Source organism: Microbacterium sp. Kw_RZR3, assembly GCF_029222405.1.
Taxonomy (GTDB): domain Bacteria; phylum Actinomycetota; class Actinomycetes; order Actinomycetales; family Microbacteriaceae; genus Microbacterium.
Genome location: NZ_JARHXC010000247.1, coordinates 1 through 16,118, shown reverse-complemented (window position 1 = coordinate 16,118; position 16,118 = coordinate 1). Strand labels below are relative to the sequence as shown.

The 16,118-nt window shown below is 69.5% G+C and carries 15 protein-coding genes; 4 read left to right on the top strand and 11 right to left on the bottom strand.

The features are described 5' to 3' along the window. Nucleotides 1-15: 15 nt before the first annotated feature. The 5 genes from P2P98_RS13800 to P2P98_RS13780 form a co-directional block, all read right to left on the bottom strand. Nucleotides 16-1,509: an amidohydrolase family protein gene (locus tag P2P98_RS13800; RefSeq protein WP_275800622.1), complete on the bottom strand. Its 1,494-nt coding sequence runs from the start codon at nt 1,507-1,509 to the stop codon at nt 16-18. Then, nucleotides 1,506-2,129 (bottom strand): FMN-binding negative transcriptional regulator, encoded by a 624-nt coding sequence (locus P2P98_RS13795; protein ID WP_275800620.1) that lies wholly within the window; start codon nt 2,127-2,129, stop codon nt 1,506-1,508. Before P2P98_RS13795 ends, P2P98_RS13800 begins: the two co-directional genes overlap by 4 nt. Before the next feature lie 154 nt (nt 2,130-2,283). Continuing rightward, nucleotides 2,284-3,276 carry a DNA-formamidopyrimidine glycosylase family protein gene (locus tag P2P98_RS13790; RefSeq protein ID WP_275800618.1) on the bottom strand — a complete coding sequence of 331 codons (993 nt, stop codon included), beginning with the start codon at nt 3,274-3,276 and terminating at the stop codon, nt 2,284-2,286. After that, nucleotides 3,276-3,818, bottom strand: coding sequence for a ribose-5-phosphate isomerase (locus P2P98_RS13785; protein ID WP_275800617.1), 543 nt, complete (start codon nt 3,816-3,818; stop codon nt 3,276-3,278). The genes P2P98_RS13790 and P2P98_RS13785 overlap by 1 nt, the downstream gene beginning before the upstream one ends. Nucleotides 3,819-3,907: 89 nt before the next feature. After that, nucleotides 3,908-5,095 (bottom strand): ferrochelatase, encoded by a 1,188-nt coding sequence (locus P2P98_RS13780; RefSeq protein ID WP_275800615.1) that lies wholly within the window; start codon nt 5,093-5,095, stop codon nt 3,908-3,910. A gap of 148 nt (nt 5,096-5,243) precedes the next feature. Between P2P98_RS13780 and pepN the strand changes: the two genes are divergently transcribed. The 3 genes from pepN to P2P98_RS13765 all read left to right on the top strand — a co-directional run bounded on the left by pepN (nt 5,244) and on the right by P2P98_RS13765 (nt 9,589). Beyond that, nucleotides 5,244-7,793 (top strand): aminopeptidase N, encoded by a 2,550-nt coding sequence (pepN, locus tag P2P98_RS13775; protein ID WP_275800613.1) that lies wholly within the window; start codon nt 5,244-5,246, stop codon nt 7,791-7,793. A gap of 96 nt (nt 7,794-7,889) precedes the next feature. After that, nucleotides 7,890-9,143, top strand: a complete 1,254-nt coding sequence (locus tag P2P98_RS13770) for a mechanosensitive ion channel domain-containing protein (protein WP_275800612.1) — start codon at nt 7,890-7,892, stop codon at nt 9,141-9,143. Beyond that, nucleotides 9,140-9,589, top strand: coding sequence for a globin (locus P2P98_RS13765; protein WP_275800610.1), 450 nt, complete (start codon nt 9,140-9,142; stop codon nt 9,587-9,589). The genes P2P98_RS13770 and P2P98_RS13765 overlap by 4 nt, the downstream gene beginning before the upstream one ends. Nucleotides 9,590-9,687: 98 nt before the next feature. Here P2P98_RS13765 and P2P98_RS13760 read toward each other — a convergent pair whose 3' ends face one another. Both P2P98_RS13760 and P2P98_RS13755 read right to left on the bottom strand, forming a co-directional pair. Continuing rightward, the gene (locus P2P98_RS13760) at nt 9,688-10,530 is read right to left on the bottom strand and encodes a cation-transporting ATPase (protein ID WP_275800608.1); all 843 of its coding nucleotides are present in this window, start codon (nt 10,528-10,530) and stop codon (nt 9,688-9,690) included. Nucleotides 10,531-10,701: 171 nt separating this feature from the next. Continuing rightward, complete coding sequence (locus P2P98_RS13755) at nt 10,702-11,370, bottom strand: hypothetical protein (RefSeq protein WP_275800606.1); 669 nt, start codon at nt 11,368-11,370, stop codon at nt 10,702-10,704. Between the two features lie 53 nt (nt 11,371-11,423). Between P2P98_RS13755 and P2P98_RS13750 the strand changes: the two genes are divergently transcribed. Beyond that, on the top strand, nt 11,424-12,293 hold the full coding sequence (locus P2P98_RS13750) for an acyl-CoA thioesterase II (protein WP_275800604.1): 870 nt from the start codon (nt 11,424-11,426) through the stop codon (nt 12,291-12,293). Between the two features lie 41 nt (nt 12,294-12,334). Here P2P98_RS13750 and P2P98_RS13745 read toward each other — a convergent pair whose 3' ends face one another. The 4 genes from P2P98_RS13745 to ssb all read right to left on the bottom strand — a co-directional run bounded on the left by P2P98_RS13745 (nt 12,335) and on the right by ssb (nt 15,946). Beyond that, on the bottom strand, nt 12,335-12,880 hold the full coding sequence (locus tag P2P98_RS13745) for a thioesterase family protein (protein ID WP_275800602.1): 546 nt from the start codon (nt 12,878-12,880) through the stop codon (nt 12,335-12,337). Continuing rightward, nucleotides 12,873-14,552, bottom strand: a complete 1,680-nt coding sequence (ettA, locus tag P2P98_RS13740) for an energy-dependent translational throttle protein EttA (protein ID WP_058596072.1) — start codon at nt 14,550-14,552, stop codon at nt 12,873-12,875. The genes P2P98_RS13745 and ettA overlap by 8 nt, the downstream gene beginning before the upstream one ends. A 180-nt stretch (nt 14,553-14,732) precedes the next feature. Continuing rightward, nucleotides 14,733-15,227 carry a hypothetical protein gene (locus tag P2P98_RS13735; protein WP_275800600.1) on the bottom strand — a complete coding sequence of 165 codons (495 nt, stop codon included), beginning with the start codon at nt 15,225-15,227 and terminating at the stop codon, nt 14,733-14,735. Nucleotides 15,228-15,427: 200 nt separating this feature from the next. Further along, entirely contained in the window at nt 15,428-15,946 is a 519-nt protein-coding gene (ssb, locus tag P2P98_RS13730) for a single-stranded DNA-binding protein (RefSeq protein WP_275800598.1), read from the bottom strand. Nucleotides 15,947-16,118 lie beyond the last annotated feature (172 nt).

Sequence of the window (16,118 nt, the reverse complement as noted above, 5' to 3'; positions counted from 1 at the left end):
CGTGCGCGGCGGGACTCAGGCGCCGTGGGTGACGCGGCCCGCGAGGAGCGTTGCGCGAACCGGCATCGAACGAAGGCCTCTTTCGTCGGCGGTGAGGGGGTCGGCTCCCACGACGACGAGGTCGGCCAGGGCCCCGGGCGCGATCTCGGCCGGTGCGGTCGACCCGCCGACGGTGGATGCCGCGATCGCCGTCTCGATGCTCACTCGCTCGTGAGGTTGCCAGGCATCGCGGCCGTCCCGCGTGCGGAACACCGCCGACGCCATGGCCGCCCACGGGTCGAGAGGGGCGACCGGCGCGTCCGATCCGAAGCGCAGGTTGGCTCCGCTGTCGGCCAGCGCCCGCAGGGGGTAGGGCTGCGCGGACTGCTCGGCCCAGATGGCATCCGTCATGTCGCGGTCATCGAGCGCGTGCTCGGGCTGCACGCTCGCGGCGACCCCGAGCCGCGCGAAGCGTGGAATGTCGCTGTGCGCGACGAGCTGGGCGTGCTCGATGGTGCCCACCGCGCCCGTCAGGGCGTAGGCGTCGAGCGCGTGCGCGTTCGCGATGTCGCCGATCGCGTGGATGGCGCACTCGAGACCCGCCGCCGTCGCCCTGGTCATCATCTCGACCAGTTCGTCGGGCGCGATCGTCAGCAGGCCGTGGTTGTCGACCTCGCCGGGGTAGTGATGAGCGCAGGCCGCCGTCCTCGTCCCCAGCGAACCGTCGGTGATGGCCTTCAACGGTCCCACGCGCACGAGATCGTGGGTCGCCCCGCGCACGCTGTCGCCCGTGCGCAGGCCCTCGGCGATCGCGCGGTCGAGGTGCTGCGGGTACGTGCCGTACGAGATGCGCAGGGTGTCGAATCCCCCGGCGACGCGCCTCTGCCACGGCTCGTCGTTCCAGGTCATGTCGAGGTCGACGAGGCCGACGATCCCCCGGGCGGCGGCTGCGTTCGCCATCCGCTCGACCGAACGATCGGCGATTCCGGGCTCCACCGCGTTCAGACGGCGTGAGATCTCGAACGCGTCCTCTTCGCGAAGAATCCCGGATGCCACGGGCTCGAAGCCCTCGCGCCGGAAGGCTGCGGAGTTCATCCAGACGCTGTGGACGTCGGCGTTGATGAGGTAGGTCGGAACCTCGCCGGTCGTGGCATCCAGCATCCGGAGGTTCGGGACATCGGGCCAGAGCCCGTCGCGGAATCCGGAGCCGATTCGGCGGCCGTCGCTCTCGGGAGCGAGTCCCATGATCGCGGCGGCGTCGCGGGCCGAGGCGACCTCGCCGAGCGGCACGCGGTCGGCGGCCAGCGCCCACTGGAGCACGTGGACGTGGTGATCCCACAGCCCGGGAAGGATCCATCCGCCCTCGCCGTCGAGGACCAGCCCCGTGGGCTTCAGGTTGCCGGTCGGCGCGATGTCGGCGATGAGACCGTTCTCGATGACGAGGTCGACGGGCTCGAGGGTCGGCAGCAGCTCGCGGCCCGAACCGGCGACGCGCACCGCGCGGACGAAGCCGACGCTCTCGCCGATCACGGTCGCACCCGAGCGGAGGCTGCGCGGCTCATCTCGGCCGCCAAGTCGGGGTTGTGCTCCGTGAGTCCCGCGATGATCGTGTCGACGACCTCGGGAGCCTTGTTCTGGCTCAGCTTGCGCTTGGCGGTCACCCGCGTGGGCGTGAGCCGGAAGCCCACGGTGCCCTGCTCGAGACGCTCGACGAAAGCCACGTCGTTCGGGAGCGTGTACAGGCCGCGCGCCTCGTCTCCGGTCCCCTCGAACCGCTCGACCAGGCGCTCGAGAACGCGCAGGTTTTCAGCCGGGCTCAACAGCTCCGGGATGCCGGAGAGGTGCGCCGACACGAAGTTCCAGGTCGGCACCGCCGGGACGTCGCCGTACCACCTCGGCGTGATGTAGCCGTGCGGTCCCTGGACGACGACGAGCAGCTCCCTTTCGCCCAGGCCGAGGATCGCGTCGTCGGGCTTGCCCACGTGGCCGACGATCGTGAGGTCGTCGCGTTCGTCGTCGAGCATGACGGCGTAGTGCGAGGCGACGAGACCCTCGTCGCCCTGGCTGACGAGGGTAACCCACGGGTGAAGTTGGATGAGACGGCGGAGTTCGCCGACGTCGGTCATCGCGAAGCTCGGGTTCTGACGCACCTTTCCAGCCTAGATCGCCGGTCCCGGTGGCTTCGACAGGCTCAGCCACCTCCGCCGCGCGTCTCCGGCGATGCCCCAGGCATCGGGGCCGCCGCCCAGGTCCCCGAGCCCGTGGATCAGGTCCCTGAGCCTGTCGAAGGGACCGGAATCCCCGTCACGCCTGACACCGCGGACACCAGTACAGCTTGCGCCCGGCAGCTTCCTCCATCAGAACCGTCGTCCCGCACACGCGGCACGGCAGCCCGGCGCGGTGGTACACCCAGTGCCGGTCGTCGCGATGCGCCATCGCGCGACGGTACGCCTCGGGGTCGAGGTCGTCCATCGTCATCATCTGACCGGTCTCGACCCCGATCGAGAGGAGCCGCACCCAGTCGCGCCACATCTCGCGCACGACCTCCTCGGGCACGTCGCGCCCCGGCGTGTGCGGGTTCTGCCGCGCGCGGAAGAGGATCTCGGCACGGTAGACGTTGCCGATCCCGCTGACCACGGACTGGTCCATCAGCAGCAGACCGATCGCGGTCGGCTTCTTCTTCACCGTCGCGACGAAACGCTCCTCACCCTCGGCCACGTCGTCGACGAGCGGATCCGGTCCGAGCTTCGCGATGGTCGCGGCGACCTCGTCCGGGGACTGCAGGACGCACGCCGTCGGGCCGCGCAGGTCAGCGCACGTGGTGTCGGTGAGCAACCGCAGCCGCACCGCCCCCACCACCGGGGGCGGCCATTCGACCTGCTCCTCGAGCCCCGTGGTCTGCTCCGACATTCGCACACGTGCGCGCCGCGGAGCACCGATCGAGCTCAGGGAGTTCTCGCCCGCGGCATCCAGGATCGGGTCCTCATCGAGAACGGTGCCGCGCTGGTTCGTGTGCCCCATGCGACCGTTGGCCGAGGCGATGGTCGCGTCGACGGCGATCTCGCCCGAGAAGTCCCAGGCGCCGTACATCCCGAGGTGCACGCGCAGCCACACGTCGCCGTCGAAGGCCAGGAACATCTGCTTGCCGACCGCGCGCACGTCGATCGCCTCGCGCCCGTCGATCACCGACGCGCCCTCGGCGAATCGCCCTTGCGGACTGGATGCCGACACGGTGCGGCCGACGATGTTCCGCGCGAACTGCCGAGCGATGCGATGGACGGAATGCCCTTCGGGCATCAGCCTGCCTCGGGGTCGAACGAGTCGCCCGCCGCGAGGACGTCGGCCTGCGCGCGTCCTTCGCGGGGGTCGGGCAGCAGGATGCCGTCCTGCTCGTACGCCGCGAGCTGCGCGATGCGACGGGCGTGGCGCTCCTCGCCCGAGAACGGGGTGGCGATGAAGCGGTCGATGAACGAGGACGCTTCTTCGAACGTGTGCTGACGGGCACCGATCGCGATCACGTTCGCGTCGTTGTGTTCGCGAGCGAGCTCCGCCGTCGCAATGCTCCACACCAGCGCCGCGCGCACCCCGAGGACTTTGTTGGCCGCGATCTGCTCGCCGTTGCCCGATCCGCCGAACACGACGCCGAGCGCTTCGACACCGTCGGCCTGATCGCGCACGACGGCCTGCGCGGCCCGGATGCAGAACGCGGGGTAGTCGTCGAGCGGGTCGTACTCGATCGGACCGTGGTCGACGACCTCGTGCCCCTGCGCGGCGAGGTGGTGCTGGATCTGGGTCGAGAATTCGAGACCGGCGTGGTCGGTGCCGAGGTGGATTCGCATGCGCTCATCCTATTGAGGGCCGACGACATTGGCGCCGGACATGACGACGCCGCCGCTCCCCGGGGAGAACGGCGGCATCGGAGGAATCGTCAGGGACGCAGACCCGCGGCGACGGGCTTGAACCCCGCGCGGATGTTCTCGCAGCACCCCGGCCGGCACACGTCGTACCAGGGACCGAGATCCGTCAGATGCGGACGCTCGGCCTTCGGGGTGCCCTTGAGGCGTTCCTCGACGAGGTCGATCAGGCCCGACACATACGCGGGGTCGATCCCCGGAGTGGGCGTGCGCACCGCGCGGATGCCGGCTTCCTCGGCGGCCTCCATCGCCTCGGTGTCGAGGTCCCAGAGCACCTCCATGTGGTCGCTCACGAAGCCGAGAGGCACGATCACGACGGCCTCCACCCCGCGGCCGGGAAGCTCCGCGATCACGTCGTTGACGTCGGGCTCGAGCCACGGCTGCGTCGGCGGGCCGGAGCGCGACTGGTAGACGAGTTCCCACTCGACGTCGGCGACGGCCGCGGCCACCTCGGCCATGACGAACGCCGCGACGGCCTTGTGTTGGGCCTCGTACGCACCGCCCTCGCCGAAGTCCACGTCGCGCGGGCCGGAACGCTGCGCGTCGGCGGTGGGGATCGAGTGGGTCGAGAAGAGGACGCGGATCTTCTCGGGGGCGATGCCGTCCGCCGTGAACTCGGACACGGCGGCCTTCACGCCCTCGACGAAGGTCGAGACGAAGCCCGGGTGGTCGAAGAACTGGCGGACCTTGTCGATGGTCACCGTCTCGCCGAGACCGGTGGCCTCGAGCACGCGGGCGTAATCCTCGCGGTACTGGCGGCAGCTCGAGAACGAGCTGTAGGCGCTCGTCGCGATGGCGAGAAGAGTGGTGTCGCCGGCCTCAGCGGCCTCGGTCACGGCCTCTTCGAGGTACGGCGCCCAGTTGCGGTTGCCCCAATAGACGGGGAGGGCCAAGCCGCGCCTCGCGATCTCCGCCTCGAGCGCAGCCTTCAGCTCGCGATTGTGCTGGTTGATGGGACTCACGCCGCCGAAGTGGCGGTAGTGGTGGGCGACCTCTTCGAGGCGCTCATCGGGGATGCCGCGCCCGCGCGTGACATTGCGCAGGAAGGGAATGACGTCGTCCTGGCCCTCCGGTCCGCCGAAGCCGGCGAGGAGGATACCGTCGTACGCCACGGGGGTCTCGACCCACTTGGGTCCGGACGCCGCGGCGGGCGACGCGTAGAGGACGGTCTCAGGGTTGGTGTCCGTGTCGGTCGTGCTCACCGTGACATCCTCCCACCTGCTCGACGGGGCAGGATGCGGGTTATCTCGTGACTAGGCTTATCTGGTTGTCATCGTCGCCGACGGCGTTCGTCGTCATCCGCGTGAGCGCTTTCTGCGACGATCCACCCTCATCCCAGGGAGTACGCCAGTGCCAGGAGAGAACCTCACCCGCATCGAAGCACAGGAGCGTCGCGCGATCGTCGACACGCGCGCCTACGACGTGCAGCTCGACCTCACCCGCGGCGACGAGGTCTTCTCCTCGCGCACCGTGGTCACCTTCGCCGCCACCGAGGGCGCATCGACGTTCATCGACCTCATCGCGCGAACGGTCCACTCCGTCACGCTGAACGGTCGCACCCTCGATCCCGCCGTCGTGTTCGCCGACTCGCGCATCGCGCTCGACGACCTGGCATCCGAGAACGAGCTCGTCGTCGAGGCCGATTGCGAGTACACGAACACGGGTGAGGGTCTGCACCGCTTCGTCGACCCCGTCGATGGCGAGGTCTACCTCTATTCGCAGTTCGAGGTGCCCGACTCCCGCCGCATGTACACGGTGTTCGAGCAGCCCGATCTGAAGGCCGAGTTCACGTTCTCGGTCACGGCGCCCGCGCGTTGGAAGGTCGTCTCGAACTCCCCCACCCCCGAGCCGGTGGCCGTCTCCGACGACGTTGCCCGCTGGGACTTCCCCGCGACGCCGCGCATCTCGTCGTACATCACCGCGCTCGTCGCCGGCCCCTACGAGGCGACCTACAGCGAGCTGACGAGTGCCGACGGCCGCGTCATCCCCCTCGGCGTCTTCGCGCGCAAGAGCCTCTGGCAGTACCTGGATGCCGACTACGTCTTCGAGAAGACCCGTCAGGGCTTCGCCTACTTCGAGGAGAAGTTCGGCTTCCCCTACCCCTTCGCCAAGTACGACCAGCTGTTCGTGCCCGAGTTCAACGCGGGCGCGATGGAGAACGCCGGTGCGGTGACGTTCACCGAGACCTACGTCTTCCGGAGCAAGGTGACGGATGCCGTGAAGGAGCGCCGCGTCGTCACGATCCTGCACGAGCTCGCCCACATGTGGTTCGGCGACCTCGTCACGATGAAGTGGTGGAACGACCTCTGGTTGAACGAGTCGTTCGCCGAGTGGGCGTCGACCATCGCGACGGCCGAGGCCACCGAGTGGGAGGCCGCCTGGACGACCTTCAACGCGATGGAGAAGACCTGGGCCTACCGCCAGGACCAGCTGCCGTCGACCCACCCCGTCGTCGCCGAGATCAACGACCTCGAGGACGTGCAGGTCAACTTCGACGGCATCACGTACGCGAAGGGTGGATCGGTGCTCAAGCAGCTCGCCGCCTGGGTCGGCATCGAGCAGTTCTTCGCCGGTGTCGCCGCGTACTTCCAGAAGCACCAGTGGTCGAACACCGAGGTGGGCGATCTTCTTGTCGAGCTCGAGGCCACCAGCGGTCGCGACCTCGGCGACTGGGCGAAGAAGTGGCTCGAGACCGCGGGCGTCAACACCCTCACCCCGCTCATCGAGGAAGGCGCGGACGGCACCGTCTCGCGCTTCGCGATCGTGCAGACCGCCCCCGCCGACTACCCCACCATCCGTCCCCACCGCCTGGGCGTCGGCTTCTACTCGTTGAACGATGCCGACGCCCTCAAGCGGGTGCACCACGTCGAGATCGATGTCGACGGCGACCGCACCGAGGTGCCCGAACTGCGCGGCATCCGTCGTCCCGACCTCGTCCTGCTGAACGACAACGACCTCGCCTACGCGAAGATCCGCCTCGACGAGCGGTCGCTCGCCACGGCCATCGCACACCTCAAGGACATCTCCGACCCCCTGGCGCGCTCGCTCGTCTGGGGCGCCGCGTGGGATCAGACTCGGGATGCCGAGGCCTCGGCGACCGACTACCTCGACCTCGTGCTGCGCAACATCGGCTCCGAGACCGAGTCGACCACCGTCCGCACGACGCTGGCCCAGCTGCAGCTCGCGGCGAACTCGTACGTCGCGCCCGAGAAGCGAGAGGCGTCGCGCGAGCGCGTCGCCGACGGTCTGTGGCAGCTCGCGCAAGCGGCTGAGGCCGGAAGCGACAGCCAGCTGCAGTTCGTCACGGCGTTCGCGTCGGCGGCATCCACTCCCGCGCACGCCGAGACCGTGAAAGCCCTGCGCGACGGGGAGATCACGCTCGAGGGTCTGACCATCGACACCGATCTGTCGTGGCAGCTGCTCGTGTCGCTCGCCTCGGCGGGCGCCGTCACCGCGGCCGAAATCGATGAGGCGCGCGCCGCCGACAACACGGCGAAGGGCGGAGAGTTCGCGGCGATGGCCAAGGCGTCGCTGCCGTCGCACGAGGCGAAGCAGGAGGCGTGGGACTCGCTCATCGAACGCACCGACGCTCCCAACACGATCGTGCGCTCCACCGCTGCGGGCTTCACCAACCCGGCGACCGTCGAAGTCCTGGCCGACTTCGTCGAGCCCTACTTCGCGATGCTGCTGCCGATCTGGGAGTCGCGTAGCTACCAGATCGCGCAGTACCTCATCGTGGGTCTGTATCCCGCCGCTCTCGCGAGCGCGGCTCTGCGCGACGCCACGCGTGGCTGGCTCGCCGAGCACGAGGACGCCGCGCCGGCGCTCCGCCGACTGGTGAGCGAGAACCTCGCCGGAGTGGAGCGCGCCCTGGCCGTTCAGGAGCACGACGCGGTGTAACGTCCGCCCTCAGCTCGGATGCCTCCGCCCCTTCGGGAGCGGGGGCATCCGTCGTTTCCAGGCCGCGCTGAGGAGCCGCTCGTTACGATGGGAGGGATGTCACTTCTCGCCGAAGTCCCCGAACCGTCCCCCACGCCGACCCCTTCTCCGTCGGTCGATCCGAGCAACCTGACGAGCCTCGACACCTGGACCTGGATCGGCGGCCAGCTGCTCGCGTTCGGAGGCGTGCTGCTCCAGATCCTCGGCATCATCGTCGGTATCGCGGTCGCCGCGTGGCTTCTGCGCGTGGTCATCCGCCGGGTGGTCGACCGCATCGTCAACGGTGCCAAGAGCAAAGCCCGGGTCGACGACACCCAAGCGCTCGACAGGTCGCCGCTGAACGCCGTCCGGCTCGTCCAGCGCACGCGCACCCTGGGCACGATCCTCCAGAACATCGTCAACGTGATCCTGGTCGTCGTCGCCCTGGTGTGGATCGCCACCATCGTGGCTCCCGACGCCCTGGCATCCCTCACGCTGCTGACGGCCGCTGTCGGTGCCGGACTCGGTTTCGGTGCCCAGAACATCGTCAAGGACGTGTTGAACGGCATCTTCATCGTCGCCGAAGACCAGATCGGCATCGGTGACGTCGTCGACCTCGGTCTCGCGACCGGCATCGTCGAGTTCGTGAGCGTGCGCATCACCCACGTCCGCGACGTGAACGGCACCCTCTGGTACGTCCGCAACGGCGAGATCACGCGCATCGGAAACATGTCACAGGGGTGGTCACGCGTCATCATCGACCTCGCGGTTCCAACGGACGCCGATCTGGACGATGTCGAGACCGCGATGCTCACCGCCGCGAAGGCCATGGCGAAGGAGCCGAAGTGGCGCTCGCGCATCATCGAGCAGCCCGAGATCTGGGGGCTGGAGTCGATCAGCGGCGACGCCCTCGTCATCCGGCTCGTCATGAAGACCCGATCGAGTGCGAAAGACGACGTGGCCCGCGAGCTGCGCGCCCGTCTGAAGCGCGCGATCGACGCGATGGGGATCGCACTGCCGCAGCTCAACTCGATCACGCTCACCGGGCCCGAGGGCGCGCAGAGCGTTCGGGGCGCGCACCCGCCGAAGACCAAGGAGACGCAGGTGGCTCCCGGCGCGGAGCGGCCGCGGTGGCGCCCCCGCGGTCGGAAGCTCGAGGTGTCCGAGACGGTCGAGGACCACACGTCCGACGCGCCTCCCCGGGTCAAGAAGAAGAAGGCCGTGCGGGACGACACCCCGACGGCCGTCGTGAACCTGCCGGACGCGCCGGGCGTCGACCAGCCCAAGCCGACCCCGCCCGCTGTCAGGGCTGACGAGAAGGACACCCCGTGAGCGAGCCGGTCAGCTTCTACGACCAGGTCGGGGGGATGGACACCTTCCGCCGCCTGGTCGATGCGTTCTATCGCGGTGTCGCCACCGACGAGGTGCTCAAGCCGATGTACCCCGAGGAAGACCTCGGGCCCGCGGCCGAACGTCTCACGCTCTTCCTCGCCCAGTACTGGGGCGGCCCGACGACCTATGGCGCGACGCGCGGACACCCGCGCCTGCGCATGCGGCACATGCCGTTCCACGTCGACCCCGACGCGCGCGATCGATGGTTGCGACACATGCGTGCCGCGGTGGACGAGATCGCCCTCCCACCCGCGTTCGAGGCGCCCCTCTGGGACTACCTCGAGCGTGCCGCGTATGCGATGGTCAACACCTTCGAGGCGCGGGGCATCGGGCCTCAGCAGGGCGGTCGACCCGACACCGGGCTCCCCCTCCGCGCTGCAGACTGAGCGCGTCACCTGCCCTCTCCTGCGCGGCCGTCCCGTGCGGATCACCCACTCCGCGCGCCGCCTGAGCCTGCGCGCGCGGTGCGGGTGAGCGAACGGCGTCAGAGAATGTCGTCGAGGCCGGGAAGCTGGAAGCCCGACAGCTGCTCACCGAACCCGTTCACGGCGTCCTGAGCGCCACCCGCCCACTCGCCGATCCCGGATCCCTCGGCGAGCGAGGCGAGGTCGACACCGGATGCCAGCGCCTCGACGTCGACGCCCTCCGCGAGCCCCGCGAAGTCGACGCCCATCTGTCCCGCCTGAGCGAGCAGGGGCGCAGCGACGGCACTGACGACAGCGCCGCCGGCGACGGCCGCCAGCAGTCCTCCTGCGCCCACGACGCCGGCCCCGACGAGTCCTCCACGACCGGCCTTGGACAGGAGGCCCGCCATCCGTCCCGGCCGGGTCGCCTCGGTCCGAGTCGCCGTGCGCGCGAGATCGTCCGGGGCGTCGGAGCGAGGCCGCTCGTGCGGCGCGAGCTCGGCGTCCATCCGCGCCCGCACATGCGCACGCTGCGCCGGTGTCAGGCGGGCGAAGGCCTCGCGGTGCATCTGCTCGATCCGGTCGGGGTCGGCCGTGCGCAGCAAGTAGTCGTAGCGGGCGATCGCGGCGCGATCCTCGGCTGACAGCGCCTCAGCCGAGACTCCGGGGGAAGCGGGTCCAGGGTGCGCGCTGCCCCCGGAGGCAGCTGCGGCCGGAGGGGGTGCGTAGCGGCCCGTCGTGGCGGGCGCGGGCGTCGCGGGCGCATCTCCGCGCCGGTCGCCGGTGACGGCATCCGCGGCAGACCGGACCACGTCGCGCCAATCGCGCCCACCGCCGGTGCTGGGGCGGGAACCGGCGCCGGACGACGACGCTTTGTCGACGGCCTTCGAGGCGAGATCGAACAGGCGGGAGAACGAGACCATGGGGGTACCTCTCGACGGGCAGCGCGCGGCTGCGACGTCAAGGTCTCCTCCACCGGAATCGGCCCGACGCACCCGGAGGCCAACGGTGACCTCGTGATGACGGATGCATCGCGATGGGAGTACTCCCCCTGCTGCATCCAGGGTAGAGACGCCGCCTTTGTGTTCCCTGAATCAGCTCCCGGTCGTGCGCACCGCGGTCAGTCCGGAACGCACCGGCCCTCGCACGAGGACGTGACCTCGCGCGAGCGTGACGCGAGTCCACGCGCCGCTCCTGCGTACGAGCGCTTCCTCGCCCCCGGCGATGAATCCGAGAGCGAAGGCGGCGAAGGCCGTACCGAGGGGAAGCCCCCCGAGCGCCTCGTCGGGCTGGCCCCACACCTGCGCGCGAACAACCCGGACCACGTCCTCCCCCGCGTCCGCGGGAAGCGCGTCGGCCACGGCGGCGACCCCGTACTGGGCGCGGGATGCCAGAACGGCGGCGTCGATGGCATCCGTCTGCTCCCATCCGCCCCGCGGAGGCGAGATACCCGCCCACGCGGGCGAGGTCGCGGTCTCGGGCAGGACGACGGCGGACGCGTCGTCCGGGGCCGGCAGCAGCGCGGATGCCTCGACGACGAGGTCGCACTCGAGCTCCGGATCGATCGCCGAGACCCGCATCCCGAGAACCGTGGGCGTCGCGTCGAACAAGCCGCGCGGCGCGAGCGGAGCCGCGGTCGTGGCAAGGACGCCGCCGGCGGCACGCAGACGGACCGTCCCGTCGCCGAGACGGATGGCCCGGGAGGCGAAGGTGAGCAGGTCGGCTGCCGCCTGCGGGTCGGGGAACAACAGGCGCGCGGACACCCGCCCTAAACTATCAAGCGGTGCGGGTACGCCGCGCCGGAACGGGAGTCAGCGTGACCGACGCCAACGATCCCGTGGCGTCCCTCCTCGCGGTGCTCGATCTCCGCGACGCCGGCGCCCGGACGACCGAGGACATCTTCACGGGTGTGTCGCAGCCGATGCCCACCGGTCGTGTCTACGGCGGACAGGTGCTCGCGCAGACGATCGTGGCCGCCTCTCGCACCCTTCCGCCCGAGCGGACGGTGCACTCGATGCACGGCTACTTCCTGCGTCCCGGCGACCCGACGGACGGCATCACGTTCTCGGTGGACCGTATCCACGACGGTCGGTCCTTCTCCACACGGCGGACGCAGGCGTTCCAGTCCGGTGTGCCGATCTTCTCGATGATCGCGTCGTTCCAAGACGACGACCCGGGACTCGAGCACTTCGAGCCGATGCCCGCGGGCATCCCGGCCCCTGAGGCCATCCCTGCTCTCGAGGTCGACGCGCTGCATCCGATCAGCCGACGCCTGCTGTCCGCCAGCCCCGTCGAAGTACGCCATGTGACATCGCCGCTGTACTCGTCCGCCGAGGGTCCGCACGTCCCGCGGCAGGCGGTGTGGATGAAGCTGCGCCGCCCCATCAGCGACGATCGCGCCGTTCACCGCGCTGCGCTGGCCTACCTCAGCGACCTCACCATCCAGGAGTCGATCATGCGCGCGCACGGCGTCGCGTGGAACACTCCCGGGCTGCGCGTCGCGAGCCTCGATCACGCGATGTGGTGGCACCGTCCAGGCCGTGTCGACGACTGGCTCCTGTACGTGCAGGAGTCGCCGAACGCACGCGGCGGGCGCGGCCTCTCGACGGGGCGGATCTACACGCGCGACGGCATTCTCGTCGCGAGCGTCGCGCAGGAGGTCATGGTGCGGGTGCCTCACGACTGATCCGGATGCCGAGACCTCGGCATCCGTTCGCTTCGTCGTGGTCAGCTGCGGCCGGACCGACGGCGATACTCGATGGGCGCGCCGACGTAGGGCGCCCACGCCGAGCGCTCGGTCTCGCTCCAGCGGATCGGTCGTCCGCTGGCGGTGTCGACGAGGACGACGACCGCCGTGGCACGCGCGTACAGGATCGGCTCGGCGTCGCCGACGGGGCTGTACACCTCGAAGCAGATGTCGGCGCTCGAGCCGCCCATCGCTCCGATCCACATGCGCACGTCCAGGGGACGCTGGCTGTACGGGACCGGGCGGAGGTATTCGATCTCTTGGCGCGCGATGAGCGTGGCGCGGTCGCCCCCGCTGTCGAGCACGTCCATGTCGAACACCGCGGTCGGAAGGGGTTCACCCTCACCGTCGCTGAACCAGAATGCCCGCAGACGCGCCTCTTCGAGGAGCTTGAGCATCGAGGTGTTGTTGACGTGGCCCAGCGCGTCCAGATCGCCCCAGCGCAGGTGGATGGGGACATGAACCCGCGAGGGCCCGGCGGATGCCGGACCCTCGTCGGGGGTCACCGAAGCGACGTCGTCAGTCACGCGTGAGCTTGCGGTAAGTCGAGCGCGAGGGGTTCGCGGCGTCGGCACCGAGGCGCTCGATCTTGTTCGCCTCGTAGGCCTCGAAGTTGCCCTCGAACCAGTGCCACTGGTCGGGGTGCTCCTCGGTGCCCTCGTAGGCGAGGATGTGCGTGGCGATGCGATCGAGGAACCACCGGTCGTGCGTGATGACCACGGCGCAGCCGGGGAACTCGAGCAGCGCGTTCTCGAGCGAGCTCAGCGTCTCGACGTCGAGGTCGTTGGTCGGCTCGTCGAGGAGGAGCAGGTTGCCACCCTCTTTGAGCGTGAGCGCGAGGTTCAGGCGGTTGCGCTCACCACCCGAGAGCACGCCGGCCTTCTTCTGCTGGTCGGGTCCCTTGAAGCCGAACTTCGAGACGTAGGCGCGCGAGGGGATCTCGGTCTTGCCGACGGTGATGATGTCGAGGCCGTCGGACACCACCTCCCACAGCGTCTTCTCGGGGTCGATGTTGGCGCGCGACTGGTCGACGTAGCTGATCTTGACCGTCTCGCCCATCTTCAGGGTGCCGCCGTCGAGGGGCTCGAGGCCGACGATGGTCTTGAAGAGCGTGGTCTTTCCGACACCGTTGGGGCCGATCACGCCGACGATGCCGTTCGGCGGCAGGTTGAAGCTGAGGTTGCTGATGAGCGACCGGTCACCGAACCGCTTCTCGAGCTTCTTGGCATCGATGACGATGCTACCCAGGCGCGGACCCGCGGGGATCTGGATCTCGTCGAAGTCCAACTTCCGGGTGCGCTCGGCCTCGGCCGCCATCTCCTCGTAGCGCGCCAGACGCGCCTTCGACTTGACCTGGCGCCCCTTCGCGTTGGAGCGGACCCACTCGAGCTCTTCCTTCAGGCGCTTTTGGAGCTTCGCGTCCTTCTTGCCCTGGACGTCGAGACGCTGTGCCTTCTTCTCGAGGTAGGTGGAGTAGTTGCCCTCGTAGGGGTAGAGGTGACCGCGGTCGACCTCGGCGATCCACTCCGCGACGTTGTCGAGGAAGTACCGGTCGTGGGTGATGGCGATGACGGCGCCCTTGTAGGCCTTCAGGTGCTGCTCGAGCCAGAGCACGCTCTCGGCGTCCAGGTGGTTGGTGGGCTCGTCGAGGAGGAGCAGGTCGGGCTTCTGCAGCAACAGCTTCGCGAGCGCGACGCGACGGCGCTCGCCACCCGAGAGGGGGACGACGCTCGCATCCGCCGGCGGCGTACGCAGGGCGTCCATCGCCTGCTCGAGCTGGGAGTCGAGGTCCCAGCCGTCGGCCGCGTCGATCTCTTCCTGCAGCGTGCCCATCTCGGCGAGCAGCGCGTCGAAATCGGCATCCGGGTCGGCCATGAGGGCCGAGATCTCGTTGAACCGGTCGAGCTTCGGCTTGATGGCCACGCCGTCCTGGATGTTCTCGAGGACGGTCTTGCTGTCGTCGAGTTCGGGCTCCTGCATGAGGATGCCGACCGTGAAGCCCGGGCTCAGCCGGGCCTCTCCGTTGGAGGGGGTGTCGAGACCGGCCATGATCTTCAGGATCGTGGACTTACCGGCACCGTTCGGCCCGACCATGCCGATCTTGGCACCGGGGAGGAACGACATCGTGACGTCGTCGAGGATCAGCTTGTCGCCCACGGCCTTGCGCGCGCGGACCATGGAGTAGATGTATTCCGCCATAACCTGACCAGTCTATGGCCCGCGGGAGCGGCGGCCGGGCTCCCGCGCGTCTACGGGGCGCACGGACATCTGGCGCCCGTGCCGTTGCTCGCCTCCCCGATGTCGATCAGCGCCCGCGGTGGAGAGAGCCGCGCGAGAGGGCGTGCACGGCAGTGCGACGCTTCTCGACGGGACGGCTCGTCACCAGTCGATGGGACGGGTCTGACCGATCAGACATCCCCCGGAGCTGAGTCCCGGAAGGACTGTGCTCACGGGAGCGCCGATCGACGGCCCAACCTGCCCGACGAGGCATTGGTCTCCCCACCTCACCGAGAACTCGATGCTCTCGGCGGGGTTTCCGATCGTCGACTCGTCTTGCGTCACCTGCATCGCGGCCTTGTCGAAGCCGCCCTGAACGAGCGCATCGATGTACGCGCGACCGGAAACCGGATTCGGCCCCCCCGCGACGCCCGCGACGATCTGCGAGAAGTAAGGGAGGTTGTCGACCGCTGAGCCGTTCGGCTCCAATGTCGGCGCGGGGGCGGCCGTCGGCGACGAGGCGGGCGCCGACGAGCCCACCGGCGCGGTCGTCGCCGGAACCGGAGCGGGCTCGGGCGATGCCCCGGTGCATCCGCTCAAGGCCAGGAGAGCGACGAGCGCTGCGGGAGCGAGAAGACGACCAGAGGGGCGAGACACGTGCTCGATTCTACGGACCTTCTCCGACCGCGCTTCCCACGCCCACGGCGGGCGCCCGTGATGCGCACCCCACGGCCAGCGCTCATGATCGGCGGTCCGGGGTGGGCGCCCCTGGTGGGCGCTCGGGCGGCCGCCCGGGCTGATCGCCCTGGGCCGCGCGCCCAGCTGCTCACGGCTCACGCCGCCTCGCGGCATTCTGGTCAAAAGGGCGTGGCGTCCGCGACTTCGATCGCGGTTCGTTCACGCTCGGCCGTTTCCTCACCCGGCGGTGGGGCGACAGGCTCGCTCGGAGCGGTCGGAGCCGCCCATTCATCGTTCGACGCCGCCGGCGTCTCGTCGGGCTCGGAACGCGCCGTTTCGCCGCGGGGCGTTCGCTGGAACTGCGTGGTCCCCCAGCGAAGGTCGTGTCCGACCGCATCCGCTGTCACGTCGGCGCTCACACCGCGCTTCGTCTCGTTCTCCCATTCGCGGAGGCGGAGTCGTCCCGAGACCACGACGCGCTCGCCCTTTCGGATCGACGCGAGCGCATTCCGTCCGAGTTCGCCGAACGCCGACACGGCGTAGTAGCTGGTGTGCCCGTCGATCCACTGTCCGCGCTCGCGATCGAATCGGCGCTCGCTTACGGCCAGGCGGAAGGCCGCGATGGAGTCGCCTCCGCGGGTCGCGCGTTCTTCGGGGTCGCCGACGATGTTGCCGACGAGGGTGATGTGGTCGCTCATGGTGAATTCCTTTCCTCGGGGTGTGCGCTCCGGCATCCGTGTGCCCGACGGATACCGGAGCGAGGCCAGATTGCCCGTCGCCGCGCGTGCGTCATGCCGGGGAAGACCGGTTTTGTGGACGATCCGCGCATTTCGCGTCGTGGGGGTGAGGAGTGGAGACCTTCGTCCGTCC